The organism is Nocardia yamanashiensis, assembly GCF_021183565.1.
Taxonomy (GTDB): Bacteria; Actinomycetota; Actinomycetes; order Mycobacteriales; family Mycobacteriaceae; genus Nocardia; species Nocardia yamanashiensis.
The window spans coordinates 7,027,130-7,053,290 of record NZ_CP089226.1 but is presented as its reverse complement, the minus strand read 5'-3'; the positions used below and the strand labels follow the sequence as shown (position 1 = coordinate 7,053,290).

Annotated in this window: 27 protein-coding genes; 9 read left to right on the top strand and 18 right to left on the bottom strand. The window is 67.8% G+C overall.

Features of this window, described 5'->3' with window-relative positions; translation table 11 throughout:
- Nucleotides 1–13 precede the first annotated feature (13 nt).
- Nucleotides 14–400, top strand: a complete 387-nt coding sequence (locus LTV02_RS32515) for a cupin domain-containing protein (RefSeq protein WP_233035494.1) — start codon at nt 14–16, stop codon at nt 398–400.
- A gap of 276 nt (nt 401–676) precedes the next feature.
- Nucleotides 677–1,108 carry a GNAT family N-acetyltransferase gene (locus LTV02_RS32510; protein ID WP_233035493.1) on the top strand — a complete coding sequence of 144 codons (432 nt, stop codon included), beginning with the start codon at nt 677–679 and terminating at the stop codon, nt 1,106–1,108.
- 30 nt (nt 1,109–1,138) lie between these two features.
- Here the strand turns inward: LTV02_RS32510 and LTV02_RS32505 are convergent, their stop codons facing one another.
- Nucleotides 1,139–1,546, bottom strand: a complete 408-nt coding sequence (locus tag LTV02_RS32505; RefSeq protein ID WP_233035492.1) for an SdpI family protein — start codon at nt 1,544–1,546, stop codon at nt 1,139–1,141.
- 169 nt (nt 1,547–1,715) lie between these two features.
- On the opposite strand from LTV02_RS32505, the gene leuS reads away from it, so the two are divergent.
- On the top strand, nt 1,716–4,586 hold the full coding sequence (gene leuS, locus LTV02_RS32500; protein ID WP_233035491.1) for a leucine--tRNA ligase: 2,871 nt from the start codon (nt 1,716–1,718) through the stop codon (nt 4,584–4,586).
- 96 nt (nt 4,587–4,682) lie between these two features.
- Here the strand turns inward: leuS and LTV02_RS32495 are convergent, their stop codons facing one another.
- The 6 genes from LTV02_RS32495 to LTV02_RS32470 all read right to left on the bottom strand — a co-directional run bounded on the left by LTV02_RS32495 (nt 4,683) and on the right by LTV02_RS32470 (nt 8,895).
- Complete coding sequence (locus LTV02_RS32495) at nt 4,683–5,330, bottom strand: anti-sigma factor family protein (protein WP_233035490.1); 648 nt, start codon at nt 5,328–5,330, stop codon at nt 4,683–4,685.
- Nucleotides 5,327–5,875 carry a sigma-70 family RNA polymerase sigma factor gene (locus LTV02_RS32490; protein ID WP_233035489.1) on the bottom strand — a complete coding sequence of 183 codons (549 nt, stop codon included), beginning with the start codon at nt 5,873–5,875 and terminating at the stop codon, nt 5,327–5,329. Before LTV02_RS32490 ends, LTV02_RS32495 begins: the two co-directional genes overlap by 4 nt.
- Nucleotides 5,875–6,351: a COG4315 family predicted lipoprotein gene (locus LTV02_RS32485; RefSeq protein ID WP_233035488.1), complete on the bottom strand. Its 477-nt coding sequence runs from the start codon at nt 6,349–6,351 to the stop codon at nt 5,875–5,877. Before LTV02_RS32485 ends, LTV02_RS32490 begins: the two co-directional genes overlap by 1 nt.
- Nucleotides 6,352–6,443: 92 nt before the next feature.
- Nucleotides 6,444–7,208: a polysaccharide deacetylase family protein gene (locus LTV02_RS32480; RefSeq protein WP_233035487.1), complete on the bottom strand. Its 765-nt coding sequence runs from the start codon at nt 7,206–7,208 to the stop codon at nt 6,444–6,446.
- Nucleotides 7,209–7,238: 30 nt separating this feature from the next.
- Nucleotides 7,239–8,048: a polysaccharide deacetylase family protein gene (locus LTV02_RS32475; protein WP_233035486.1), complete on the bottom strand. Its 810-nt coding sequence runs from the start codon at nt 8,046–8,048 to the stop codon at nt 7,239–7,241.
- Nucleotides 8,049–8,190: 142 nt separating this feature from the next.
- The gene (locus LTV02_RS32470; protein ID WP_067720715.1) at nt 8,191–8,895 is read right to left on the bottom strand and encodes an SDR family oxidoreductase; all 705 of its coding nucleotides are present in this window, start codon (nt 8,893–8,895) and stop codon (nt 8,191–8,193) included.
- Between the two features lie 161 nt (nt 8,896–9,056).
- Between LTV02_RS32470 and ggh the strand changes: the two genes are divergently transcribed.
- Complete coding sequence (gene ggh / locus LTV02_RS32465; protein ID WP_233035485.1) at nt 9,057–10,397, top strand: glucosylglycerate hydrolase; 1,341 nt, start codon at nt 9,057–9,059, stop codon at nt 10,395–10,397.
- Here the strand turns inward: ggh and LTV02_RS32460 are convergent.
- Both LTV02_RS32460 and LTV02_RS39375 read right to left on the bottom strand, forming a co-directional pair.
- Entirely contained in the window at nt 10,394–11,515 is a 1,122-nt protein-coding gene (locus tag LTV02_RS32460; protein ID WP_233035484.1) for a YeiH family protein, read from the bottom strand. The two genes, ggh and LTV02_RS32460, sit on opposite strands and share 4 nt — an antisense overlap.
- Before the next feature lie 4 nt (nt 11,516–11,519).
- On the bottom strand, nt 11,520–11,651 hold the full coding sequence (locus tag LTV02_RS39375) for a hypothetical protein (RefSeq protein ID WP_267888464.1): 132 nt from the start codon (nt 11,649–11,651) through the stop codon (nt 11,520–11,522).
- 157 nt (nt 11,652–11,808) lie between these two features.
- On the opposite strand from LTV02_RS39375, the gene LTV02_RS32455 reads away from it, so the two are divergent.
- Nucleotides 11,809–12,531, top strand: a complete 723-nt coding sequence (locus LTV02_RS32455) for a glycoside hydrolase family 25 protein (RefSeq protein WP_233035483.1) — start codon at nt 11,809–11,811, stop codon at nt 12,529–12,531.
- Nucleotides 12,532–12,545: 14 nt separating this feature from the next.
- Here LTV02_RS32455 and LTV02_RS32450 read toward each other — a convergent pair whose 3' ends face one another.
- The 4 genes from LTV02_RS32450 to LTV02_RS32435 form a co-directional block, all read right to left on the bottom strand.
- Entirely contained in the window at nt 12,546–14,609 is a 2,064-nt protein-coding gene (locus LTV02_RS32450; protein WP_233035482.1) for a PhoX family protein, read from the bottom strand.
- A 118-nt stretch (nt 14,610–14,727) separates the two neighbouring features.
- Nucleotides 14,728–15,453 (bottom strand): amino acid ABC transporter ATP-binding protein, encoded by a 726-nt coding sequence (locus tag LTV02_RS32445; protein WP_067720712.1) that lies wholly within the window; start codon nt 15,451–15,453, stop codon nt 14,728–14,730.
- Entirely contained in the window at nt 15,450–17,285 is a 1,836-nt protein-coding gene (locus tag LTV02_RS32440; protein ID WP_408639288.1) for an ABC transporter substrate-binding protein/permease, read from the bottom strand. Before LTV02_RS32440 ends, LTV02_RS32445 begins: the two co-directional genes overlap by 4 nt.
- Nucleotides 17,286–17,370: 85 nt before the next feature.
- Nucleotides 17,371–18,138 carry an LLM class F420-dependent oxidoreductase gene (locus tag LTV02_RS32435; RefSeq protein WP_233035481.1) on the bottom strand — a complete coding sequence of 256 codons (768 nt, stop codon included), beginning with the start codon at nt 18,136–18,138 and terminating at the stop codon, nt 17,371–17,373.
- A gap of 213 nt (nt 18,139–18,351) precedes the next feature.
- On the opposite strand from LTV02_RS32435, the gene LTV02_RS32430 reads away from it, so the two are divergent.
- Nucleotides 18,352–19,422: an ABC transporter ATP-binding protein gene (locus LTV02_RS32430; protein WP_067720710.1), complete on the top strand. Its 1,071-nt coding sequence runs from the start codon at nt 18,352–18,354 to the stop codon at nt 19,420–19,422.
- 1 nt (nt 19,423) lies between these two features.
- Here LTV02_RS32430 and LTV02_RS32425 read toward each other — a convergent pair whose 3' ends face one another.
- Complete coding sequence (locus tag LTV02_RS32425; RefSeq protein ID WP_233035480.1) at nt 19,424–19,927, bottom strand: winged helix-turn-helix transcriptional regulator; 504 nt, start codon at nt 19,925–19,927, stop codon at nt 19,424–19,426.
- Nucleotides 19,928–20,089: 162 nt separating this feature from the next.
- Between LTV02_RS32425 and LTV02_RS32420 the strand changes: the two genes are divergently transcribed.
- Nucleotides 20,090–21,259, top strand: coding sequence for a thiolase family protein (locus LTV02_RS32420; protein ID WP_233035479.1), 1,170 nt, complete (start codon nt 20,090–20,092; stop codon nt 21,257–21,259).
- Nucleotides 21,260–21,317: 58 nt separating this feature from the next.
- On the opposite strand, the gene LTV02_RS32415 is transcribed toward LTV02_RS32420, so the two are convergent.
- Together LTV02_RS32415 and LTV02_RS32410 are read right to left on the bottom strand one after the other, a co-directional pair.
- Complete coding sequence (locus tag LTV02_RS32415) at nt 21,318–21,659, bottom strand: hypothetical protein (RefSeq protein WP_233035478.1); 342 nt, start codon at nt 21,657–21,659, stop codon at nt 21,318–21,320.
- 28 nt (nt 21,660–21,687) lie between these two features.
- Complete coding sequence (locus LTV02_RS32410) at nt 21,688–22,041, bottom strand: hypothetical protein (RefSeq protein WP_233041925.1); 354 nt, start codon at nt 22,039–22,041, stop codon at nt 21,688–21,690.
- Between the two features lie 954 nt (nt 22,042–22,995).
- On the opposite strand from LTV02_RS32410, the gene LTV02_RS39370 reads away from it, so the two are divergent.
- Together LTV02_RS39370 and LTV02_RS32400 are read left to right on the top strand one after the other, a co-directional pair.
- On the top strand, nt 22,996–23,226 hold the full coding sequence (locus LTV02_RS39370) for a hypothetical protein (protein WP_269821576.1): 231 nt from the start codon (nt 22,996–22,998) through the stop codon (nt 23,224–23,226).
- 512 nt (nt 23,227–23,738) lie between these two features.
- Nucleotides 23,739–24,713, top strand: coding sequence for an o-succinylbenzoate synthase (locus tag LTV02_RS32400; RefSeq protein WP_233035477.1), 975 nt, complete (start codon nt 23,739–23,741; stop codon nt 24,711–24,713).
- A gap of 44 nt (nt 24,714–24,757) precedes the next feature.
- On the opposite strand, the gene LTV02_RS32395 is transcribed toward LTV02_RS32400, so the two are convergent.
- Together LTV02_RS32395 and LTV02_RS32390 are read right to left on the bottom strand one after the other, a co-directional pair.
- Nucleotides 24,758–25,225: a TIGR04338 family metallohydrolase gene (locus LTV02_RS32395; RefSeq protein ID WP_233041792.1), complete on the bottom strand. Its 468-nt coding sequence runs from the start codon at nt 25,223–25,225 to the stop codon at nt 24,758–24,760.
- 41 nt (nt 25,226–25,266) lie between these two features.
- A complete protein-coding gene (locus tag LTV02_RS32390) occupies nt 25,267–26,103 on the bottom strand; it encodes a DUF2786 domain-containing protein (protein ID WP_233035476.1) in 837 nt (278 codons plus the stop codon).
- Between the last annotated feature and the right edge of the window lie 58 nt (nt 26,104–26,161).

Genomic DNA, 26,161 nt, shown 5'->3' with positions numbered 1-26,161 from the left:
GGCGGGCGGGGCCGTGCACGCTGATCGGGGACGCGGGTACCGGGTGAATCCCGCCCCCGCGTCCGGCACCGCCAGTCGCGTGCTGTTCCGGTTCAGCTGCGCCGGAAAGGAATTGGTGCTGCGCCAGACGGTGCTCGCGCCGGGCGGATACACCGGCTGGCACTATCACGACGGCACATTGTTCGTGCTGGTCACCGGCGGCCCGCTGGATCACCCCGGCACCGACATGCGCCCCGTGGTGAAACAGCCGTGGCGGATCTTCCGCGAACCGCCCGGCCGCGCCCACGCCCACCTGGCCCGCAACACCGGTACCCGCGGCGTGAAACTCACGGTGCTGTACGTGAATCCGGCGGGCAGTCCGCTGTCCCGCCCCATCGATACGCCTCCGGGCGCGGTCTGACAGACCCCCGCGAATCCTCCGGCGAGGGCTGCACCTCTTCTAGTGGTGACCATAGACCTCGCACGGACCGGGCGAATCCCCGCCGGAACCTCGAATCCCCGCCGACTGATCCGAGGCACGCTCGGATTCGTCTCCCTCATCGGGGCTTTCGCGTTGACGCCGGTATTCGGACCGGCCCCGATACTGCTGGCCCCGGTCGGTTTGATCGCCCTAGGTGGTTGTCCCGCCTGCTGGGTCGCCGGGTTGCGGGCGACGATCTCGAGGCACGATGGCCTCATGATCGAGGTCGTTACTGTCACTACCGAGCAGGAGTTGAAGGACGCGTACGCGGTCCGCATGCAGGTCTTCGTCGATGAGCAGGGTGTGCCGCCCGAGATGGAACTCGACGAGCTGGACGAGGTGGCCGACCACTTCCTGGGACGGGTCGAGGGCGCGCCCATGGGGGCCGGGCGGATGCTGGTGCGCGACGATGTCGCCTTGCTGGGGCGGCTGGCCGTATTGAAGGAGACGCGCGGCACGGGACTCGGGGTCGCGCTGGTGCGGGCGATCGAGGAACGCGCGCGGGAACGCGGGCTCGTGGCCGTCGAGTTGCATTCGCAGACTCAGGCGCAGGGCTTCTACGAGCGGCTGGGATACGAGGCGTACGGGGAGATCGAGATGGACGCGGGCATCCCGCACATCTGGATGCGCCGGGAGCTGGGGAACTAGCTCGCGCCCGGATTCACCGGGACGGTGAGATCAGCTCGCGGTCTCGCAGGCGTCGCGCAGTGAGCACGCGCCGCACGAGCTGCCACAGCCGGCGGCCGCGGGGGCGGGCATCTGGGTGTCGAGGGCCTTCTCGGCGGCGGCCGCGCCCGCACCCATGGTGAACACGGCGATCACGACGGCGACGACCGGGACGATGATGCTCGCGATACCGCCGCCGACCAGGGCGACGCCACCGGCGGCGGCCAGCAGCAGACCCGCGATGAGCGAGGTCGGACCGGCCACCTTGTTGGCGAGCTTGAAGGTCTCCTCGCTGCGCACGGCGTTCTCGGAGTGCACCCCGAAGAAGCGGTTCGGCGGCAGGGTGCCCGTGGTTCCGAGCACGCCGGTGACCACGGCCACAGCCGCGAGGACGAAGAGAAGCAGCGCTACCACGAACACTCGGTCGAGGCTACTCCAGCGGGATCCGGCGGCGATCACCGATGCGCCGTGGAATGCGACACGTGGCGCGGGTCGCGCGAGGCTCGACCCTTTTTGGGGATGGGGGTACGCACGCTTTACCCTGGTGAGCGACCTTATCGGGGATCGGCTAGGCAAAGAAGGCAGGACCGTGCAGGACTCTCAGGCAACCGAAAATCCCACCGCGGCAGCGGCGGGAGCGACTGACGTTCCCGCACACCGTTATAACGCCGATCTCGCCGGCCGCGTCGAAAAGAAGTGGCAGCGGAACTGGCAGGACCGCGGCACCTTCTTCGCGCCGAATCCGGTCGGCCCGCTGCAGGGCGACATCCCCGCCGACAAGCTGTTCGTCCAGGACATGTTCCCGTATCCGTCGGGCGCGGGGCTGCACGTCGGCCACCCGCTGGGCTATATCGCCACCGACGTATTCGCCCGCTACCACCGCATGCGCGGCCGGAATGTGCTGCACGCCCTGGGCTACGACGCCTTCGGCCTGCCCGCCGAGCAGTACGCGGTGCAGACCGGTGCGCACCCGCGCGACACCACCATGTCGAATATCGCCACCATGCAGCGCCAGCTGGACCGGCTGGGCCTGGGGCACGACAAGCGGCGGTCCTTCGCGACCACCGATCCCGAGTACTACAAGTGGACGCAGTGGATCTTCCTGCGCATCTTCAACGCCTGGTTCGACGAGGGGCAGGGCAAGGCCCGGCCGATCAGCGAACTGGTCGCGGAATTCGAGTCGGGTAAGCGCGCGCCGGCCGGCAGCCGCGCCTGGGCCGAGCTGTCCCCCGCCGAGCGCAATGCGCTGATCGACTCGTATCGCCTGGTCTACCAGACCGATTCGATGGTCAACTGGTGCCCGGGCCTGGGCACCGTGCTGTCCAACGAGGAGGTCACCGCGGACGGGCGTTCCGAGCGCGGCAACTTCCCGGTGTTCCGCAAGCGCCTGTGGCAGTGGATGATGCGCATCACCGCCTACTCCGATCGCCTGGTCGACGACCTGGACGAGCTGGACTGGCCGGAGAACGTGAAGTCCATGCAGCGCAACTGGATCGGGCGCTCGCGCGGCGCGCAGGTCCGGTTCGAATCGGGCTCGGATGTCATCGAGGTGTTCACCACCCGGCCGGACACCCTGTTCGGGGCCACCTATGTGGTGCTGGCGCCGGAGCACGAGCTGGTGGACCGGCTGGTCACCGCCGAGTACCCGGCGGGCGTGGACGCGCACTGGACGTTCGGGGCCGCCACTCCCGCGGAAGCCGTTGCGGCGTACCGGAAGTCGATCGCGGCCAAGTCCGATCTGGAGCGCCAGGAGAACAAGGAGAAGACCGGCGTCTTCACCGGCGCGTACGCCATCAACCCGGTGAACGGGGCAAAGGTGCCGGTGTTCATCGCCGACTACGTGCTGAGCGGGTACGGCACCGGCGCGATCATGGCGGTGCCGGGGCACGATCAGCGCGACTGGGAGTTCGCGACCGCGTTCGGGCTGCCCATCGTGGAAGTCATTGCGGGCGGAGATATCTCGGAGTCCGCGTACTCCGGTGACGGGGCGCTGGTGAACTCCGGCTTCCTGGACGGCATGGACGTCGAAAGCGCCAAGGCCGAGATCATCGCCAAGCTGGAGGCGGAGGGGCACGGCGTCGGCAAGGTGCAGTACAAGCTGCGCGACTGGCTGTTCGCGCGGCAGCGGTACTGGGGCGAGCCGTTCCCGATCGTGTACGACGAGGACGGCGCGCCGCACGCGCTGCCGGAATCCATGCTGCCGGTGGAACTGCCGGAGATGGAGGACTTCGCGCCGGTCACCTTCGACGCGGACGACGCGAACTCCGAGCCGTCGCCGCCGCTGGCCAAGGCCACCGACTGGGTGAACGTCACGCTGGATCTGGGCGACGGGCCCAAGCGGTACCGCCGCGACACCAATGTCATGCCCAACTGGGCGGGCAGCAGCTGGTACCAGCTGCGCTACGCGGATCCGACGAACACCGAGGCGTTCTGCGATCCGAAGAACGAGGAGTACTGGCTGGGTCCGCGCACCGCCGAGCACGGGCCGAAGGATCCGGGCGGCGTGGATCTGTACGTGGGCGGCGTGGAGCACGCGGTGCTGCACCTGCTGTACGCGCGGTTCTGGCAGAAGGTGCTGTTCGATCTGGGTGACGTGAGCGGCTACGAGCCGTACCGCCGCCTGTTCAACCAGGGCTACATCCAGGCCTTCGCCTACACCGACGAGCGCGGCGCGTACGTGCCGGCCGCCGAGATCGTCGAGCGGGACGGCAAGTTCTTCTGGACCAATGCCGACGGCGTGGAGATCGAGGTCTTCCAGGAGTACGGCAAGATCGGCAAGTCGCTGAAGAACGCCATCTCCCCGGACGAGATGTGCGATCTGTACGGCGCGGACACCTTCCGCTTCTACGAGATGTCGATGGGCCCGCTGGACACCTCGCGCCCGTGGGCGACCAAGGATGTCGTCGGCGCGCACCGCTTCCTGCAGCGCGTGTGGCGACTGGTCGTGGACGAGGAGACCGGCGCGGTCAAGGTCACCGACGCCGAGCCGTCGAACGAGACCCTGCGCCTGGTGCACAAGACCATCGCCGGCGTCGACGACGACCTGGCCAACCTGCGGGACAACACCGCCGGCGCCAAGCTGATCGAGCTGACCAACCACCTGACCAAGAACTACCCTCAGGGCGCGCCGCGCACCGTGGTCGAACCCCTGGTCCTGATGCTGGCCCCGCTGTCCCCGCACATCGCCGAGGAACTGTGGGAACGCCTGGGCCACACCGCATCCCTGGCCCACGGCCCCTTCCCGATCGCCGACCCGGCACTGCTGGTGGCGGATTCGGTGGAGTACCCCATCCAGGTCAACGGCAAGGTCCGCGCCCGCATCAGCGTCCCCGCCGACGCCGACCAGGCCGCGGTCCAGGCCGTCGCCCTGGGCGACGAGAAGGTCGTGGAACTGCTGGGCGGCAAGGAACCCCGCAAGATCATCGTGGTCCCGGGCCGCCTGGTGAACATCGTCGCCTGATTCAGGTTGTGCGATTCGGCCCCGGCGCTTGATGCGCCGGGGCCGAATTCGTCTCTGGTTCAGGGTGATTGGCCACTGATCATGTGTCGGCGAGGGTCAGCCCGTGGCGAGGGAGGCGCCGGTATCCGAGCGGATCTCTATGCGTTGCACGGTTTCCGGGCGAAAGGAGCTCGCGCCGGTGACTTTGATCTGGGATTGGTCGGGGGTGGTCCAGGTCGCGGCGGATTCGGTGTGGCCGTCGGTTCCGATGACGATTGCGGTCAGGCGCATTCCCGCGGGGAGGTCGTGCAGGGTCAGGTGGAGTTCGGTGCCCCAGGGTTTGGAGGTGAGATCCACCGAGCCGGTGGGGGTTCCGACCGGGGCGGTCAAGGGTAGGACACGCTGAGCGGCGACAGGTGCGGGTGCGGGTGTGACGGGTTCCGGAGCGAGGGTGGCGCCGACGCCGATTCCGATTGCCAGGGCGGCGGCAGCCAGCACCGCCGCGGCCGAACGACGACGGCGGCGCTGCGAACCTCGCGAGCCGGCGACCGCACGCAGGACGCGCGCATCCAGGCCCGACGATGAATCCGGCTCGGGGGCGGCGGTTCTGGCCAGGAGGGAGGGGATCACCGCGAAGTCGGCCAGTTCGGCTCGGCAGGTGGGGCAGGTGGTGATGTGGGTGTCCACGGCGGCACGGTCGGTGGGAGTGAGGCCGCCGAGGACGTAGGCGCCGAGCATGTGGCGGTAGTCGTCGTGGGCTGTCATCTGGTCACCCCCAGTTCGTCGAAGATGGTGCGCAGGGCGCGGACGGCATAGTAGCTGCGGGATTTCACGGTCCCTTCGGGAATGCCCAGCAGCTGGGCGGTTTCGGCTACGGTGCGGTCGCGGTAGAAGAGTTCGGTCACCACCGCGCGGTGGTCCGGGGACAGGCGGGACAGTGCCTCGGCTACCAGCCAGGAGTCCAGGGCCCGGTCCAGCGGTTCGTCGGCGGGAGCCAGGGCGACGAGGTCGGACTGGTCGAGTGTGGTTGTGGGGCGGCGCTGCTCAGCCCGCCAGCGGTCGATGACGACGCGGCGGGTGGTGGTCAGCAGCCAGGCTCGGATCTCGTGATCGGTGATGTCCTTGCGGCGCAGGATTTCCACCGAGCGCCAGGCCCGCATGAGGACTTCCTGGGTCAGGTCTTCTATCTGATGCGGGTCGCGCCAGTGGGTGCGGAGGAAGGCGCGGACGGCGCGGCCGTGGGCGGCGTCGATCGCGGTCAGGAAGTCCGCGTCCGATACCGGGCGGCGCGCCGTCCACGGGAGACGCATCAGCGGATGGCCTCGCCTGCGGCGTCGATCAGGAACCAGACCCCGTTGACGCCTTGACCGGCGGTGTCGCCGGGGGATTTGTCACCGAAGAAGTAGTAGAGGGGTTTGCCGGCGTAGCTGGCCTGGGCGCCGCCGTCGGGGCGGGTGATGGTGCCGATCTTGGTGGCGTCGACGCCGGCCCCCGCGCTCACCGTGCCGGGGAGGACGGGCCATTTCACCAGGCAGTCGCCTGTGCAGGCGGAGGCGCCCGCGGTGTCCTTGGTGAACAGGTACAGGGCGCGGCCCGCGGAATCGGCCAGGGCCTGTTTGCCGCCGAGGTCCTTGATGACGATGCCTGTGGCCTGCGCGCTGGTTGCCGCGCTCGTGGTCGAACTCGGCAGCGCCGGCGCTCCCGCCGGTTCGGATGCGGTGCTACAGGCGCTCGCGGCGGCGGCCGCCAGCACCGCGAGGACGATCGGCCGATGTCGTGCGGTCATGGTGAGCTCTCATCCCTGGTATCGGGTATTTCCGATGGTAGGGACGCCGGGCCGGCCGAAGTGGTTCGGCCACTTCGGTTTTGTGATGACCGTCACATCACCTGAATGACGTCGTTGAGGGTGACCAGCTGCAGGTTGCGTTCGCGCACGATGTCCAGGAGCTGGTCGAGGATGTTGTTGACCGTGGTGCGGTTGGCGTGGCCGATGACGATGGATTGGGCGTTGAACCATTGGCGGGCGCTGTCGAGTAGCAGGCCCTCGCTGATGACGGGGGCGGTGTCGTTCAAGGTGCCGTACCACATGGTGGGCACCGTGTAGCCGGTGTCGGCGGCGACCTGGTCGACCAGTCCGTTGTGGCGGCCGTAGGGCGGGCGGTAGTAGGGGGTGCCGTCGACGCCGAAGTTGTTCCACAGGAACGATTTCGCGCGGTCCAGTTGGTCGGCCACGGCGCCGGCGGAGAGTTTGGTCAGGTCCGGGTGGTCCCAGCTGTGATTGCCGAGCTGGATCTGACCCGAATCGACCAGGGGCCGCAGGGAATCCCGGTGGATCAGCCAGGAGTCGTAGTAGGCGGTGACGAAGAAGGTGAGGCGAATTCCGGTGCGGCGGGCCAGTTCTATGAACGCGCCGACCGTGGCGGGGTTCGCGCCGTCGTCGATGGTGAGCGCCATATTGTTGCCGTCACCGGGCAGGGACTGGATGGTCCCGGGGCCGATCTGCACCCGGGGCAGGCCCGGCGCGGCGCCCGTGCCCCCGGTCGAACCTGTCTCCCAGGGGAATTCGCCCCGCGCTTCGCCCGCACCGGCGAGCGTCGCGGCGGCGCCCGCCGCCAGGAGCGTCAGCAGCCGCCGTCTATCCATGTCGAACCTCGATCAACTCACTCCGCGGAACTAGCGCGGAGGCAACAAAACATCGTTGAGCGTCACCATGGACAGGTTGCGCTCGCGGATGATCTCGACCAGCTGGTCGTAGCAGTGCGTCACGGCGGGCGCGTTGGCGTGCCCGATGACGATGGTCTGGGGATTGAAGTACTTGTGGGCGCACTCGATCAGGTACTGCTCGGTGATCACGCCGGAATCCGACAGCGAGCCGTACCACATGGTCGGCACGGTGTATCCGAGATCGGCGGCCACTCGATCCACCGTACCGTTGTGCCGGCCGAAGGGGGGCCGGTAGTAGGGCGCGCCATCGACACCGAAGTTGTTGTGCAGGAAGGTCTTCGCGCGTTCCAGCTGCGAGGAGACCGCGCTCGCCGACAGCGTGGTCAGATCGGCGTGATCCCAGGTGTGATTGGCGAGCTGGATCTGCCCGGAGTCCACCAGCGGGCGCAGCGCGGCCTTGTGGGTGGTCCAGGAGTCGTAGTACGCGGTCACGAAGAAGGTGAAGCGCGCCCCGGTGTCCTTGGCGAACTTGATGTAGGCGCCGACCACCTCGGGGCTCGCGCCGTCATCGACGGTGAGCGCCATGCTGTTCCCGCTGCCGGGCAGCGCGGTAATGGTGGTGCCCGCCGCGAGCTGCGTCTTCGGCCCGCCGGGAGGGGCGGGGAGCCCGCGCGGCGCGGTCGGGATATCCGGCATGGTGAAGGTGCCGTTGCCCGCCGAACCGGTGTCGATCAGGTCGTCGCCCTGCGCTTTGGTGCAGCCGGTCAGGGCGGCGGCCGTTCCGGCGGCGAGCAGCGTGAGCAGCCGTCGTCTGTCCATGGTCGTCGTTCACTCCGAATTTCCGCTCGAGGGCCGGTCCGCGCCTCCCTACGCACCGCCTCATCCGTTATATCGACTACTGGTGAACAGGTCACGAAATCTGCGCGAAACGATCGAAATTCGAATGAAACGTACCGAATCCTCAACGTGGGATGGGTCGCAGCACGATTTCCGTGGGGTGCGCGTCGCGCGGCGTCTCGATCGCCTGGCGCACCACCCGCGCCACGGTCCCGGCCTCGAGGAAGTCATCGGGACGGTATTCGTTGCCCTCGTCGGCGACGATCGCCCGCTGCATATCGGTATCGATGCGGCCCGGATGAATCGAGGTCACCCGCAGCTCGGGTTCCTCGAGCCGCAGCGCGTCGCCGAAGGCGCGCAGGCCGAACTTGCTGGCGGCGTAGACGCCCCAGCCCGGGTTCGCCCGCAGTCCCGCGCCCGAGTTGATCAGCACCACGTGCCCGCGCGCCGCGCGCAACGCCGGAAGCAACACGCGCGTCAGCTCCGACACGGCAATCAGGTTGGCTTCCAAGGTGTTCCGCCATTGCGCGACGGACGAATCGGCTAAAGTTCCCAGGTCGGCGATCCCGGCATTGTGCACAAGTACATCAAGCCGGTCGAAAGGCTCCACCGCCGCAGCCACCGCCGGGTAGTCCGTCAGCTCCACCGGGAAACCCGTGGCATCGGGCAGTTCATCCAGGATCGGTTCCAGCGCCGCCGCCGTGCGCGCGCCGAGCAGCAGCCGGTGTGTGGGCGCGAGCTCGCGCGCGATGGCCGCGCCCAGGCCCCGGCTGGCCCCGGTGACGAGCGCTACGGGACGACGGTCGCCGCTATTTACGGAATTCGCCATGCGATCACCGTAACCGGGCGCGGATGTGCGGCGATGCTCCGGGCGAGGCTCATGGAAAGTAGGCGAACAGAGTGCAATCTGGCGATCAGGAGTCGTCCGTCGGTACCGCCGTCATTCATGCCCACCGCGCATACCTGAAGGTACCGGCGCAGAATAGGGCGATGACGAACCCGGGGTTCACGCCCACCCAGCTCGCGGCCCGCGCCGCCTACCTGCTGCGCGGCAACGACCTGGGCACCATGACCAGTGCCGCGCCCAAGTTGTATCCGCACATGTGGAGCTGGGACGCGGCGTTCGTGGCGGTCGGTCTGGCCCCGTTGAGTGTGGAACGCGCGGCACTGGAACTGGACACCTTGTTATCGGCGCAATGGCGCAACGGCATGATTCCGCACATCGTCTTCGCCAATGGCGTGGACGGGTACTTCCCGGGGCCGTCACGCTGGGAATGCCGGCGACTCGCGGCCGACGCGCCGGACGGGCCGGATACCTCCGGCATCACCCAGCCGCCCGTGCATGCCATTGCGGTGCAACGGATCCTGGATCACTCCCGCCGGCACGGGCGTTCCACCCGCGCGGTGGCCGAGGAGTTCCTGCAGCGCCGCTGGCCCGATCTGATGCGCTGGCATCGCTGGCTGGCGTACGCGCGAGATCCCAAGCAGCACGGGCGAATCACGCTGTACCACGGCTGGGAATCCGGCATGGACAATTCGCCGCGCTGGGATCGCGCCTACGACAACGTGATTCCGGGCCCGGACCTGCCGCCGTATGTGCGCGAGGACCTGCACGTGGTCGGCGATCCGACGCAGCGGCCGTCGGATCGCGAATACGACCGGTACATGTGGCTGGTCGAGCAGATGCGCCGGGCCGGCTACGACGACTACCAGCTGGCGTCCACCATGAGCTTCGCGGTGGAGGACGTGTTCGTCACCGCCGTCTTCGCGCTGGCCTGCGATGTGCTGGCCAATATCGGCGAGGACTACAAGCAGCCGCACGCCGACGTGCGGGAACTGCACGAATGGGCCGATTACTTCCGGGCGGGCGTGGTCGCGACCACCGACGCCCGGACGGGTGTGGCCCGCGATTTCGACGTGCGCGCGGACCGCTGGATCGATACCGAGACCCTGGCCTGTTTCGCGCCGCTGCTGTGTGGCGGGCTCACCCGCGATGCCGAGCGACGGCTGCTGCGCCTGTTCGAAGGCCCGCGCTGGTGCGGGCATCCGGATCTGCGCTACGCGCTGCCGCCCTCGACATCGCCGGTGTCCAAGGACTTCCGGTCCCGCGAATACTGGCGCGGGCCGGTGTGGCCGGTGATGAGCTGGTTGTTCTCCTGGGTGTTCGCCCGCCGCGGCTGGGCCGAGCGCTCCTTCATGCTGCGCGCGGAAGGTTTGCGCCAGGCCAGCGACGGGAGCTTCGCGGAGTACTACGAGCCCTTCACCGGGGAACCGCTGGGCAGTATGCAGCAATCCTGGACTGCCGCATCGGTATTGGACTGGCTGGGCTAGAACAGATCCCAGTGCAGCACCCGGGAGGTCAGCAGCACCAGGCCGAGTGACACGCTCGCCACCACGACCAGGCCCGCGATGGCGACCAGCAGTGGCCGCCAGCCCGCGCGGGCCAGTTCGCGCAGATCGGTGTTCAGGCCGACGCCGGCGAAGGTGAGCAGGAACGCCCAGCGCGAGATGTTCGCCAGATTCGTCAACTGCGCCTTGCTGATCCAGTGCAGGGTGGCCAGCGCCGACACCGCGAGGAAGCCGAGCACGAACTTGGGGAACTTCTCCCAGACGAAGGCCGCCTTGGCGCGCACGCCGGTGGCGATCTGGTCGGCCTCGCCGCGCGAGGCCCAGTAGGCGGCGAAACCGAGCACCACGAAGCCGATGAGGGCATTGCGGGTGGACTTCACCAGCACCGCGACCTTGCCGGCGGCATCGGAGTAGGCGTAACCGGTGGCGGTGGTCTCGGCGGTGTTGTCGACCGCCAGACCCGCCCACAGGCCGAACTCGTTGTCGGTCAACCCGATCGCGTGCCCGATGGCGGGCAGCGCGAACAGCGAGACCGCGCCCAGCGCCAGAATCGCGGCGATGGCGTAGCTGACCTCGGAATTCTTGGCCCGGATGGACCCGCGGGTGGCCACGATGGCCGAGACGCCGCAGATCGAAGTGCCCACCGCCAGCAGCGATCCCAGCTTGCCGGACAGGCCCAGCAGCCGCGCCACCAGCAGGATGATCGCGCCCGCCGCCGTCATATCGATGAGGATCAGGATGAAGCTGCTGCCGCCGAGCCTGGCGACGTCACCGAGCACGAAGCGGGAGCCGAGCGCCACGATGCCGACCTTGAGCCAGAATTCGTAGCTGCCCACACCGGGTTTGAAAATCCGGTGCACGCCAATGGTATTGGCGATGACTAGGCCGAAAATAATGGCCCACAGCACGTATTCGATATCCGGGAAGCGCCAGCCCTCGTGATGGGCCAGCTTGTTCACATAGATCTGGGTGTACTTGGCCGCCACGCCGACGGCGGCGAGCAGCAGGATGCCGGGGAGCAGTTCGAGCAGCTTGCGCGGTCCGCTCGAGACTGCCGATTCACCAGCGGGTTCTTCTTTGGTGATGTCCACGGTGCTCATCGGGTCACCACGGAATCTTGGGCAGGACACCGGCCAGGGCGGCCAGCACGATCACTCCGGCGAACAACACCGATCCCCAATCGGCATCGATACGCGTCAGCCATCCAACAGGCCCGGACAGCGGTTTTGAACTCATGGGCCGAATGATGAAGGCCGCGGAGGTTCGGGAGAAGTAATCGGCTCGAGCTGATTCCATAGGAAATAGCTAACAATTGGCGAATATCACAGCCGCGCCTAACCGACTATGACGCGTCAGCAACCTAGCCTTTCAGCGCATGAACCACCGAAACCTGATGAGAGTGGTATCTGTAGCGGCGGCTGGCATCTTTACGGCAACCTCCGCGGGCCTGGCGGCCGCGGACGTGACCGGGCCGGATGTCGCGTCCTGGCAACATCCCGGCGGCCAGGGCATCAACTGGTTCGCGGTGCGCAATGCGGGCCACGAATTCGCCATGGTCAAGGCCACCGAGGGCCTGAACTACGTGAATCCGCACTTCATTCCGGACAGCCTCGCCATGCGGGTGGCCGGAGTCGCCCGGGGCACTTACCATTTCGCGCGTCCCGCGTTGCCGCCCGAACCGCAGGCGGCGCTGTACGCGACCATCGTGCTCGGCCAGAACGGGCTGCTGGATCTGCCGCCGGTGCTGGACATGGAGGATTCGGGCGGGCTGCCGCCGGACGCGCTCATCGACTGGACGCACCGGTATCTGAACACCGTGCAGGCGTTGACCGGTCGCGTGCCGATCATCTACACCTACCCGCGCTTCTGGCAGACGGCGATGGCCGACAGCAATCAGTTCACCCGGTATCCGCTGTGGATCGCCGACTATCGCGGCAATGACGGACCGGAAGTGCCCGGAGGCTGGCCTGCCTGGACTTTCTGGCAGACCAGCGACTCCGGACGAATTCCCGGCATCGCGGCGGGCGTCGACCTGAACGTCTACAGCGGAGCGCAAGGCGATTTCGCCGCCTACGCCAATATGCCTTTCAGCGGGAGCGGACGCGGCAGCAGCTAGGTAGCGAGTTGTTCCTAAACCCCGATCTTGCCGTTGCCGGTCTTCCAGACGACGACCACGGCGGGGCGGGGCTGCGAGGTCCCGCCGTCGGGCCAGTGCGAACCCGGCTTGTCGGCGCTCGCGCCGTCCAGCTCGCCCGGATGCTGCACGCAGACCATGACGCGATCCTTGGTGACGATCGGCCCGCAGGTCTCCGCACCGAGCGGCACGGTGAGGAACTGCTTGGTCTCGCCGCGCTTCTCGCCCTCGAGCACCACCGAGAACAGCCCGTCGTTCGACTTCAGCGCATTGCCGTCGGTCGAGATCCACAGGTTGCCATGCGGATCGAACGCCAGATTGTCCGGGCAGGAGATCGGGCTGACCTTGTTCTTGTCGAACCCGGCGAAATAGGTGTCGGCGGTCTTCGGATCACCGCAGACCAGCAGCAGCGACCAGGTGAAGTCGGTGCCCGCGTGGTTGTCGACGAGCTCGAGGATCTGCCCGTTCTTGTTCTGATTGCGCGGGTTCGCCTCGTCCGCGGCGGCCTTGCCCTCGTCACCGCGGTTCTTGTTGTTGGTGAGCGCCACGTACACCTTGCCGGTGAGCGGATTGGGCTCGAAATCCTCCGGGCGGTCCATCTTGGTGGCCCCGACCTTGTCGCCGGCCAGGCGGGTGAACACCGCGACCTCTTCCGCGCTCATGCCCTCCACCAGCGACTTGCCCTTGCCGTCCGCGCCGGTCTGCAGGAGCGGAATCCACTGGCCCTTACCGGTGAAGCCCTTGTCGGACGGCACCTTTCCGCTGCCGTCGACCTGGCCCGCGTGATCGCCGGTGAGCTTGGCGACGTAGAGGGTGCCCTCGTCGAGAATGGTCATGTTCGCCTTGCGGGCGGCGGCGGTATCGCCCGGCTGGATCTTCTTGGCGGACACGAACTTGTACATGTACTCGAACCGCTCGTCATCGCCGGAGTAGGCGACGACGGTGCCGTCCTTGGTGACGTAGATGTTCGCCGACTCGTGCTTGAAGCGGCCCATGGCCGAATGCTTGACCGGGGTGCCGGTGGGATCCCACGGGTCCACCTCGATCACGTAGCCGAAGCGGTTGGACTCGTTCGGCTCGGCCGCCACGTCGAAGCGCTTGTCGAAAGTCTCCCAGCGGCGCGGCATCTCGCCCTGGCCCGCGCCCGGGAAGCCGAGGCCGTAGCGCTTGCCGCGCGCCTGCACGGTCGCGTCGGCCGCCACCCCGCCGAAGTACTGGTTGAAGTTCTCCTCGCCGGAAAGCACGGTGCCCCACGGGGTCACGCCGCCGGAACAGTTGTTGAAGGTGCCCAGCACCTTGGCGCCGGTCGGGTCGGCCGAGGTCTTGAGGAAGTCGCTGCCCGCGGCCGGACCGGTCACCTTGAACTCGGTGGTGCCGGTGATGCGGCGGTTGTACTGGCCCATGACCGGGGTGAGCTTGCCGCTGCCGGACTCGCCTTTGACCTCGACCACCGAAAGCCCGTGCGCGGCAAGGGCGATCTCGAACTGCTCGCGGGTCGGCGCGTCCGGGTTGTAGCCCAGGAACATGGCCGGTTCGGTGGTGTACTCGTGGTTCACGACCAGCAGGAACGCATTGTCCTTGCCCTCGATGGGCAGCAGCGCGGCGTAGTCGTTGTTGAAGCCGAACTGCTTGGCCTGCGCGGCGGCGGTCTGATTGGCGAAATCCCACTTGGGGGCGTCGGCCACCACCGGGTCGCCCCAGCGGATGACCACGCTCTGCTCGTAGCCCTTGGCGGTGACCAGGGCGTCTTCCTTGTTCGGCGCGACCGCTTCGAAGTCGGTGCCGATGCCCGTGCCCGGGTTCGCTTCGGCGGCTTCGGCCTTGTCGTCACCGCAGGCGGCCAGCAGGCTGCCGGCGCCCGCGGCCAGCACCAGGGCGGCGCCGCCCTGGAAGACGCGGCGGCGCGAAATGGCGGCGACGATATCGCCGAAATACTCACCGGCCGAGGTGTTGGGGACCTCGTGGAAGCACGCGTTACCGCACTTGTACTGGCAGGTCACGGAGGAACGCGACGAGGCGCCATCGTGCTTCACGAAGAGGCTGAGGGGTTTGAGGCTCACTGCATGCTCCCAGGATCGACTGTCGGGCGCACCGTAACCACGCCAGAAGAGCCGCAGGGGACCAAAAGGTGAACAGCCGACCAATTAGGTTGCCCTTAGTTAGCTCGAGGGTTTCCCGCTACAGCACCTGGGACAGGAACTGCCGCAGGCGCGGGGTCTCGGCATTGTCGAAAAGCTGGTCCGGCGAACCGGTTTCGACCACCTGGCCATGATCCATGAAGACGACCCGGTCGGAAACCGAACGGGCGAAACCCATCTCGTGGGTGACCACGATCATGGACATGCCGCCGCGGGCCAGCTCCGACATGAGCGCCAGCACGCCCTTCACCAACTCCGGATCCAGCGCCGAGGTGGCCTCGTCGAAGAACATCACATCCGGTTTCATGGCCAGGGCGCGCGCGATCGCCACCCGCTGCTGCTGCCCGCCGGACAGATTCGCCGGGCGGGCGTCGGCCTTGCCCGCCAGCCCGACCGTCTCCAGCTGCTGTACGGCCAGGGTGCGGGCCTGCTCCTTCGAAAGACCGTGCAGTTTGCGCGGACCCAGCGCGATGTTCTCGGCCACCGTCATGTGCGGGAACAGATTGAAGTGCTGGAACACCATGCCGATGCGCTGCCGGAGCGTGTCCGGATTGACCTTCAGCATGGACGCGCCATCGAGCATGATGTCGCCCTTGTCGGGTTCGTGCAGGCGGTTCAGCACCCGCAGCAGCGTCGACTTGCCCGAGCCCGACGGCCCGATGACCGTGGTGGTCTTGCCCGCGTCGACCTGGATGTCCACCCCGCGCAGCACGTGATTCGTGCCCAGCGTCAGGTGCAGATCCTTACCGGTGAGAGAGGCACTCATGCTCCACGCCCTTCCGTGACGACCGCCTGCTCGATCGGCTCGGCCGGATTCTCCGGACGTCCGGTGCGCAACCGCTTGTCGATGTAATTGACCAGGTGCGTCAGCGGCACGGTCAGCAGCAGGTACACCAGACCGGCCGCCACCAGCGGGGACAGATTGCCGGTCTGCGCGTTCAGGTCCCGGCCCACCGCGAACAGTTCGCGCTGCGAGGCCAGCAGACCCAGGAAGTAGATGAGCGAGGAATCCTTGATGAGCGCGATGAACTGGTTCATCAGCGCGGGCAGCACCCGGCGCACGCCCTGCGGGATCACCACCAGGGTCATGGCCTGGCGGTAGCCGAAACCGATGGCGCGCGCGGCCTCCATCTGGCCCGGCTCCACCGACTGGATGCCGGAGCGGAAGATCTCGCCGATATAGGCCGAGGCCAGCAGGGCGAGCGCGACCGCGCCCAGCCAGTACGGATTGTTGCCGGTGATGCCCTTGACCACCGGGCCGATGCCCAGACCGATCAACAGGATGATCACCACGGCGGGCAGGCCGCGGAAGATATCGGTGTAAACCCGTGCGGGCCAGCGCAACCAGCGGGTGCGGGAGATGCCGGCGACCGCCAGCAGCATGCCCAGCACGGTGCCCAGCGCACCCGAGACCAGCGCCAGGATCAGCGTGTTCGGCAGACCGGTCTTGATCAGGTCCGGGAAAGCCTTGCGGTACAACGACCAATCGAAGAACGTGTCCTTCAGCTGCTGCACCGTGGACTTCGGCTGCGCGACCTCGCCGCCGGAGTTGTCGCCCGCGTGCTCGGCCGCGATCTTCGCGAAGTCCGGGAGCTGCGGCGCGGCAACGGCTTTCGAACCCGGCTTCCAGCCCGGCGGCAGCTCGCGCGGCACCCAGTCCTCGTACAGCTTGGCGTAGGTGCCGTCGGCGATGATGGCGTCCAGGCCGGCGTTCAGCGCATCGGTGAGCGGCTGGTTGTTCTTGCGCACCGCCCAGCCCACGAAGTTGTTGACGCTGAAGGTGTTCTGCACGATCGAGGTCGCGTCACCCGGTTTGATCGCGCCGATGGCCTGCTGCGACGGAGCCACCCAGGCATCGATCTGCCCGGACTTCAGGTTCGCGTAGGCGGTGTTGTAATCCGGGAACTTCACCGGATCCAGATGCAGTTCGTTGACCACGTACTCGTCCTGCACGGTGCCCTGCACCACGCCGATCCGATTGCCCGGCTTCAGATCCGAGAAGCCCTTGACGGCCGAACCGTTCGGCGTCACCAGCGAGAAGTAGCCGAAGTCGTAGCCATTGGTGAAGCCGACCAGCTGGCGGCGGGCATCGGTGGTGGTGATGCTGGACGAGCCGACATCGAAGCGATTGTTGGCGACCTGCGCCAGCAGGCCCGCGAACTCGGTGCCGGTGAACTCCACCTGCAGGCCCAGCTTCGCGCCGATGGCCCGCAGCAGTTCATTGTCGAAACCGGTGAACGTGCCCTTGGAATTGACGCAGATGCTCGGCGGGGCGTCCGACAGCGTGCCCACGCTGAGCTTGCCCGGGGTGAGCAAGCCCAGCTTGGACACGTCGATCTGGTTCAGCGGGACCGTGTTCGCCGTCGTGAACCGATCCGCTCCGGCCGCTTGCGCACCGGTTGCCAGATTGGTCGGGGCGGCACTCGCGGCGGCCACGCCCGGTGGTGAACAGAGATCGCCGTTCGTCGGCGCGGCCGTGGCCACCCCCATGCCCAACGTCACCGTGCCGAACAGGGTGGTCAGCAGCACTCCCGCGACTGCCAGGATGCGGGGCTGCCGCCGGGATCGCCGAGGCGCGGCCGAACGCAAGGAAACCATGACAAACCACCCTAGTGGGGGTGACCTGCAATTCCAGTGTTGCGGTCAGCGGGATTCGGCAAGAATCACATTCGCGCCCGCCCGATCAGAGACTGTCGCGCCAGTGCACGGCCTCCGCGACCTTGGTCAGGTCGTAGTCCGGACCGCCGGTGCCCACCGTGAACAGGGTCGCGCCCGCCGCCACGAAATCGGGGGCCGCCTCGACGCCCGGCCAGGCCACCGAGCGCTCGATGGCCGCGGGATCGGTGCCGACCTCCGCGCAGTGTGCGGCGAGGATGCCGGACTTGGACTTCAGCGCGTCCAGGTCGGCGAAGCTGTGCCAGATCGAGGCGTACTGGGCGACCAGGCGCAGCGTCTTCTTCTCGCCGCCGCCACCGATCAGGATCGGGATGTCGCGCACCGGCTGCGGATTCAGCTTGGCCAGGCGGTCGGTGATGCGCGCCAGGTAGTCCTTCAGCAGTGCGAGCCGGCTGCCCGGGGTGCCGAAGTCGTAGCCGTACTGGTCGTAGTCCTTCTGGAACCAGCCCGCGCCGATGCCGAGGATGAGGCGGCCGTCGCTGATGTGGTCGACGGTGCGAGCCATATCGGCCAGCAGGTCCGGATTGCGGTAGCCGCCGCCGGTGACCAGCGCGCCCAGCTGCACCCGCTCGGTCTGCTCGGCGATCGCGCCCAGCATGGTCCAGCACTCGAAGTGCGCGCCCTCCGGATCCCCGTACAGCGGATAGAAGTGATCCCAGTTGAAGACGATGTCCACGCCCAGGTCCTCGGCGCGGCGCACCGCATCGCGAATCAACCCGTAATTGGGGGCGTGCTGGGGCTGCAACTGCACTCCGATGCGGATCGGATGGCTCATGCGCACTCCTTTATTGGCTGAAAGCAAATGGCGATCGACACTGCCGCCCATTCTGCCCCTCGGTTAGTCTCTTCGCCGACCCCGAAACTTTCGGGCGTACCCCCGGAAAGGGGGTTCGGGGGCGCAGCCCCCGAGAGCCCCCGAGAGTCGGGTCGGACCCCTCTACTACGGATCGTCCGGCACGTTCCTGCCGGTGAAGGGATGTGATCCACCGTGGCTACGGTGACATTCGACCAGGCCACCCGGCTGTACCCGGGCTCCGACAAACCCGCCGTCGACGCGCTGAACCTGGAAATCGCCGATGGTGAATTCCTGGTGCTGGTCGGGCCTTCCGGCTGTGGCAAGTCCACCTCGCTGCGCATGCTCGCGGGCTTGGAGGAGGTGAGCGGCGGGCGCATCCTGATCGGGGCGAACGACGTCACGCACGCCGAACCCAAGGAACGCGATATCGCCATGGTGTTCCAGAACTACGCGCTCTACCCGCATATGAGCGTCGCGGAGAACATGGGCTTCGCGTTGAAGATGGCGAAGGTGTCCAAAGCCGAACGGCAGGAACGGGTGCTGGAGGCGGCCAAGCTGCTCGACCTCGAGCAGTACCTGGATCGCAAGCCCAAGGCGCTCTCCGGCGGTCAGCGCCAGCGCGTCGCCATGGGGCGCGCGATCGTGCGGCAGCCGCAGGTGTTCCTCATGGACGAGCCGCTGTCCAACCTGGACGCCAAGCTGCGCGTGCAGACCCGCACCCAGATCGCCCAGTTGCAGCGGCGGCTCGGCACCACCACCGTGTACGTGACCCATGATCAGGTCGAGGCCATGACCATGGGTGATCGGGTGGCGGTGCTCAAGGACGGGCTGTTGCAGCAGTGCGCCTCGCCGCGGGATCTGTACCGGAATCCGGCCAATCTGTTCGTGGCCGGGTTCATGGGCTCGCCCGCCATGAACCTGTTCACGCTGCCGGTCACCAATGGGACCGTGACGCTGGGCGGGTGCCCGCTGCAGTTGCCGCGGTCGGTGGCGGCGGCGACCGGACCGAGCGTGGTGGTGGGCGTGCGGCCGGAGCATCTGGAGATCACCGGGCAGGGTACGGGGATCGCCATGGAGGTGGACGTGGTGGAGGAGCTCGGCTCCGACGCCTACGTGTACGGGCGGACGCTCGGTGACGGGGAAACGATTGTGGCGCGGGCGGATTGGCGGAATCCGCCGGCCAAGGGCGCGCAGCTCACCCTGGTGGCGGACGGGGAGCACGTGTACTTCTTCGCGCCCGAGGATGGGCGGCGGTTGAACTGAGTCAGTCCGGTTGGTGGCGGCGCTTCCGCCACCAACCGGGATTCACCCGGACGCGCAGATTCTCCAGGGAGACTTTGTTTCCCGAGGCGCTGCGCAGTTCGACCTGGACCGGTTCGCCGGTCGCGTCCTCCAGGCGTTGCAGGGGCGGTTCGCCGTTCTGGAGGTACTTGTCGCCCCATTGCCAGAGGGCGACCACAGCGGGAACCAGGTCCGAACCCATGGGGGTGAGGATGTATTCGTGCCGGGTGCGCTTGCCCTCCTCCTGGTAGGGGCGCTTTTCGAAAAGCCCGGAATCCACAAGCTTCTTCAATGCGCTCGAGGCCGCGGCATCGGTGATGCCAACCCGCGTCGCGAAGCCATCGAACCTGGTCGTGCCGTAGTAGGCCTCGCGCAGGATCAAGATCGCCGAGCGTGTCCCCACCAGGTCCATCGCCTTGGCGATCGAGCATTCCTCGGGCTTCCACGCGCTCAGGTCACTGAGCTTTCCTTCCAATACGGCCGACATGGCACACATCATACCCAAGCTGACTTGCCTCAACTATGGCCAGCTCCTACCCTGACTTTAGAGCGACAAAGTCAGCGCTTGCCACGCCCCCTCGGGGGGTCCGGGGGCCAGGCCCCCGGATACCCCCTGCGGTGCACGGCAGCGCATTCGGAAGGAATCGCAATGAGAGACGCAGTCATCGTCGAAGCGGTCCGCAGCCCCATCGGCAAAGGCAAGCCGAACGGCGCATTGCACGGGGTGCATCCGGTCGATCTGTTCGCGCACAGCCTGCGAGAAGTGGTGCGGCGCAGCGAGATCGATCCCGCTTTGATCGACGATGTGATCGGCGGTGTCGTCACCGCCGTCGGCGAGCAGGGCTCCAACCTCACCCGGCGCGCCGCCCTGGCCGCCGGATATCCGGAATCGGTGCCCGCCACCACCGTCGACCGGCAGTGCGGCAGCAGCCAGCAGGCGATCCACTTCGCGGCGCAGGGCGTGATCGCCGGGGCGTACGACATCGTGGTGGCCGGCGGCGTGGAATCCATGAGCCGGGTCCCCATGGGGGCCAATATGGTCGGCGCGGAGGACATCGCGGGCGTCGGGTTCGCCGAGCGCTATCCCGAGGGCCTCGTCCCGCAGGGCATCAGCGCCGAGTTGATCGCCGCCAAATGGGGTCTGTCCCGCACCCAGCTCGACGAATTCGCCCTGAGCAGCCACGAAAAGGCCGCCACCGCAACGAAGAACGGCCTCTTCGAAGCCCAGCTGGCGCCCTTGAACGGCATCACGTTCGACGAAGGCATCCGTACCGGCAGCACCCTCGACACCCTCGCCGGCCTCCGGCCCGCCTACTACAGCGAGGAGATGGCCGCGCGTTTCCCGCAGATCGGCTGGAACATCACCGCCGCCAACGCATCCCAGATCAACGACGGCAGCTCCGCGGTCCTGATCATGACCAGCGAACGCGCCGCCCAGCTCGGCCTGCGCCCCCTCGCCCGCCTGCACAGCTTCGCGGTGGCCGGCGACGATCCGCTGCTCATGCTGACCGCCGTCATCCCCGCGACCCGCAAAGTCCTGCAACGCGCCGGGCTCGAACTGTCCGACATCGACCTCTTCGAAGTCAACGAAGCGTTCTCCTCGGTAGTGCTGGCCTGGGCCCGGGACACCGGCGCCGACCTGTCCAAGGTGAACGTGAACGGCGGCGCGATCGCCCTGGGCCACCCCCTCGGCGCCTCCGGTTCCCGCCTGGCCACCACCCTCGTCCACGCCCTCCACGACCGCGGCGCCCGCTACGGCCTCCAAACCATGTGCGAGGCAGGCGGCCTAGCCAACGCCACCATCTACGAAAGGCTCTGAAATTCGAGTGGCACACCAGGGTGGGTTTCTGTCCGGAATGTCCGCGCTGGTGTGCCACTCAACCGCTCGCCCCGACGGCGAAGATCGCTACGAAGAGGCCCAGGACCCAGGCGAGGGTTACCAGGGGGAAGATCAATAGTGCTGTGGGCCAGGAACGCTGGCGGTATTGGTACTCGCGGAGGATCCACAGGGGGACCACCATCGCGGCGATGACGATGCCCGCCCAGCCGACGGCGTATGCCACCGGGAGGTAGCGGGTATCGCCCGGTTCGCGTGCCAGGAGGTCGTACTCCGGCACCAGAAGCGCCATGAACCAGGCGAATCCGGCGCCCAGCAGGTAGATCACCACGGCGACGGCCAGGTCTCCCGGCCGCGGCGGCGGCCGCCAATACTCCGCCATACCTCCAGGATGCCCAGCCCGCCCCGTTTCAGTCCGCGATCGCGCTGCTCACCAGCACGTGTCCGGCCGCGCCCGCGACCAGGATCACCGGCACCGCGATGGCAAGCCCCAGCCACGGCCGCTTCCGACCCGTGAGCGCCGCGACCGACGTCAGCACCAACCCGGTGATCAGCGCCAGCGACATTCCGCCACCGGCGATCATCAAGCCCCACAACGCAGAACTGGGCGGTCGCACCAGATCGCACTGCACCGAGAAGTCCTTCTTCGCCGTACACCGGTTGTGCACCAGCTGGAAGAACTTCCCGAACAGGTCGTTCCCGAACCCGAACATGGCGACCACGCCGACCAGGAACGCCCCGACACTTATCCCCAGATCGACCATCCGCACACCCCGCTTGGGCGCCGCCTCCACCGCCGCCCCGGCAGCCCCGAACCCGTCGTACTGCTCACTCCCCGACTTTCCCGAACCAGCCGCACTCGCAACCGATCCCGAATCCCGCCCAGCCGCACTCCCCACAGCCGCCCACTCCCCGGTACTCGGCCCCGCCTGCTTGGGCCACTCCCCCGTCCCCGGCCCACCGGACTTCGACCCCGCCTGATTCGGCCACTCCCCCGTCCCCGGCCCACCGGACTTCGGCCCACCGGATTTCGACCCCGCCTGATTCGGCCACTCACCCGTACCCGGCCCACCGGCCTTCGACCGATCACCAGCCTGATCAGGCCATTCACCGCCAGTCGGTCCGCCCTGCCGCGGCCACTCCCCACTCGCCGGGCCGGACTGCGGCGGCCACGCCCCACTGTTCGGCCCCGACGGCGAATTCACCCCTGCCCCACCGAAATTCTGCGCCGCCCCCGGCGCACCCCACCCACCGAAATTCGAATCGGCCCCACCGGACCCGGCACCACCCGCCGACGGTCCATAGTTTCGCGGCTGCGACCCCGCGTCCGGCCGGCTCGGCGACTGCCCACGAGAGGGGTCGAAGCCTCCACGCCCGCGCTGCGGCTGGTTGCCACGCACTCCTGAGGGCTCGTCACCAAACCGATTGGTAGGTACCGCGTTCCCCGGGCGGCCATCCCCCTGTCGTCCCACGGCTTGTTCATTGGGCGGTTGCCAGCCGCCTGGCGCAGCGGGCGCGACACCCGGTGCCGGATCCCCGCCACCGAGCTTGTTGGTCGGCCGGTCGTCCCCCGAACGATCCACTGCCGCAGCGGCATTGCCGCCCGGACCGGGATTCCCCGCCGGAGCTCCGGGATGACGGGCGGGTGCGACATCGGTCGGATCATTCCGTCCGATCTCTGCACGCGGGCGAGCCCCCGGCCGCGAGATTTCGCCCCGTTGCGAGCCCCCTCCGGGCTGACCCGGCCCGCCGAAGGGCTGTGGTCCGCCGGGCGGCTGGGGCCGACCGGATTGACCTGCGCCGCCGAACGATTGCGGCGCACCGGGTTGTCCGGCCCCCGGGAACTGCGGCGGGCTCGGCTGGCCGGCAGGGCCGAACGGCTGGACGCCCGGTTCAGGACGTGGTCCACGCTGCCCGGGGCCGACCGCCTGGTTGTGTTCCGGCCTTGACGGACGGGACGGATTCGGTGCGAAGTCGGCGGCCGGACCGCGCGATTGCGGCCCCGGACCACCGGAATTCGGCGGATATGGGCGTCCGGGCGCGGGTGCGCCACCGGCCGGGGGCAGGTTCTGCTGCGGGCCGCCAAAGGAATTGGGTCCCTCCCCCGGTCCCCATACCGGCGGCGACGGCGGTTCCGGCGGCCGGCCTTCCGACGACTTGTTCGATCGGAGGGTCTCCACGTCTTCCTGACGAGGTTCCTCTGGCGGCGGCTTCATGATGTGCGGGCTCCCCCCGGGTCGTTCGACACTCTGAGCGCATTTTGAACGGCTCACCGCGCCACCGCTACCCCATAACCCGGCGCGCACACCGCACTCGATCACCCGCGATACCGGTTCACCAGGCCGTACCGATGTCACGCGGGTAGATGAGGCTGGGCAACGTCTTTCGCCGACCAGGTGGCACCGGGGGCCGGCGAAACCGCGAGGAAGGGTGTTCGAGCTGGGCGAGTAGCGTTCGGGCGATGAGCGAGAGCGCGGATTTCGGGGCGTCTGTGGTGTACGCGATTCCGATGCGGACGCGGTTTCGGGGGATCACCGTGCGAGAAGGGATGCTGATTCCCGGACCCGCCGGGTGGGGGGAGTTCTGCGCGTTTCCCGAGTACGACGATCGGGAGGCGGCGGCCTGGCTGGCTACGGCGGTCGAGCAGGCGACGGTGGGGTGGCCCGCGACGGTGCGGGATCGGGTGCCGGTGAATTGCATCGTGCCGGCGGTGGGGCCGGAGCGGGCGCGGGAGATCGTGGCCGGATCCGGTTGCCGGACAGCGAAAGTGAAGGTTGCTGATCATCCGGATTCGCTGGGCGAGGATCTGGAGCGGGTGGCGGCGGTGCGCGAGGCGCTCGGGCCCGACGGGGCGGTGCGGGTGGATGCGAACGCCGTGTGGGATGTGGATACGGCTGTGGAGCGGATCAAGTTGATCGATCGGGCCGCAGGTGGGCTCGAATATGTGGAGCAGCCTTGCCGGACGGTGGAGGAACTGGCGGCGGTGCGGCGGCGGGTGGATGTGCGGATCGCGGCGGACGAATCGATTCGGCGGGCCGAGGATCCGATGCGGGTCGCGGTGGCGGGGGCGGCCGATGTGGCGGTATTGAAATGCACGCCGTTGGGCGGGGTGCGGCGGGCGCTGGCGGTAGCGGAGGCGGCGGGATTGCCGTGCATCGTGTCGTCGGCGCTGGAGACGAGTGTGGGGCTGGCGGCACAGGTGCGGTTGGCGGCCACGCTGCCGGAACTCGAATTCGCTTGCGGGCTCGACACTTTGTCGCTGTTCACGGGGGATTTGGCGGCGGAGCCGCTGCGTCCCGTGAACGGATTTCTTTCGGTGCCGGACCGTGCGCCCGCACCGGATCCGGAATTGCTGGAGCGGTATCGGCATCCCGATGCGGAGCGGGTGCGGTGGTGGCGGGAACGATTGGATCGGGTGCGGAAGCTGCTGCCCTGACCCAGGCGGGATCAACAGCACGCGCGGCGGAATGGCTCGGGCGCTCAGGCTATGCGGACGCCGCAGGAATACAGGGTGGTGCGCAGTATGAGTGCGGCCTCGGGGCCGATGATCCCGTCCGCCAATTCGAGGTAGCGGGCGCAGAATTCGGGGCCGTGCGGTGCGGTTTCGCCGGGGGCGGGGTCGAGGTGATGCGCCAGTTCGTGGAGGATCACCAATTCTCGTAGCGCCCAGGCGGTTCCACCGACGTGCAAAGGCACGGCCAGGATCGAGCCCTCGGCTTCGTAGTGGGCGGCCTTCGCGCCCGCGCGGGAACGGACCGTGACGGGCGTGGTCGCGCGATCCCATCGGGCGCGTATCCAATTCAGCGCCATCACTTTATCCACATAACTCTGCACCGATTCCACCGAGGCGAAACGCCGCTCGACCGGCAACGTCATTTGTGAACCGTGCATTTCGACAGTGCGCGTACCGAATTCATCGGCGCGGTCGAACATCCCCCGGACCAGCATCTCCGCGTCGTAGACCCGGCTGCGCTGGGAATCGCGGACGGTCACCCCTCGCCTCGCGGCAATTGCCCGCGTGCGCCGCCCAGTTCACCGGAATCACCCAGGCGCGCATTGCGCCCGGCGCGATCCCCGGCCCGCCGCGCCGCCGCGGAATATCCGGCCGACGCCTGCGGCCCACGCCAGGTGCCACGGGCTTCGGAGGTGCGGCCGTAGAAGTCGGTCAGTTCCAATTCCTTGTTGCGCAATGCCAAAGCCATTCCGGTGGACACCGATTCGGCGACTTCGGCCCGCACCGCCTCGGCCTCCACATCGGCTTTCACCTCGGCCAGCCGCTTGCCGATCCGCGCCGCGAACGCCATCTGGAAATTCAGGCGCGCGGTCACCGCGGCCACCGGCGTCTGCACCTTGCGCTGGATCTTGCGCCCCCAGCGGCTTTCGACCACCACTTTCTCGGTGGTCGCCGATTTGTAGGACCCGGATTTGATGTACTGGTCCGACGCCCGCACCATCTGGATCAGCAGGCTCGTGTACAGCGCCTCGCAGGTATCGATATCGGTGTCGAATCCGTAGGCGTAGACGGTGGTCGAAGTCCGCGCCACATCGCATTTCACGTCATTGGCCGACGCGATGGCCACGAACAGCTGCACATACGTCCGCAGCCCGCGCTTGCCCGCCTCGCCGATCGGGATCACCCGCTGCACCGGCGTCGGCCGCCGCTCCCGGGTCGAGATGTGCGCCCGCGCCACCGCCAGATCGATCGAGGACCGGGTGGCCAGCTTCTGCGCCGCCGCCAGAAAGGCTTCCGCCTCATGGGAGTTCTCGGTCGACTCGGCCTGCCGCAGCAAACCGCCGATCCGAGTGAGCATCTTCTCTGTGCTCAATTTGCCCTCCGCTTCGCTCCGGGCGGGTTCGCGGCCCTCATGTCTCGTTCTTCCCTCC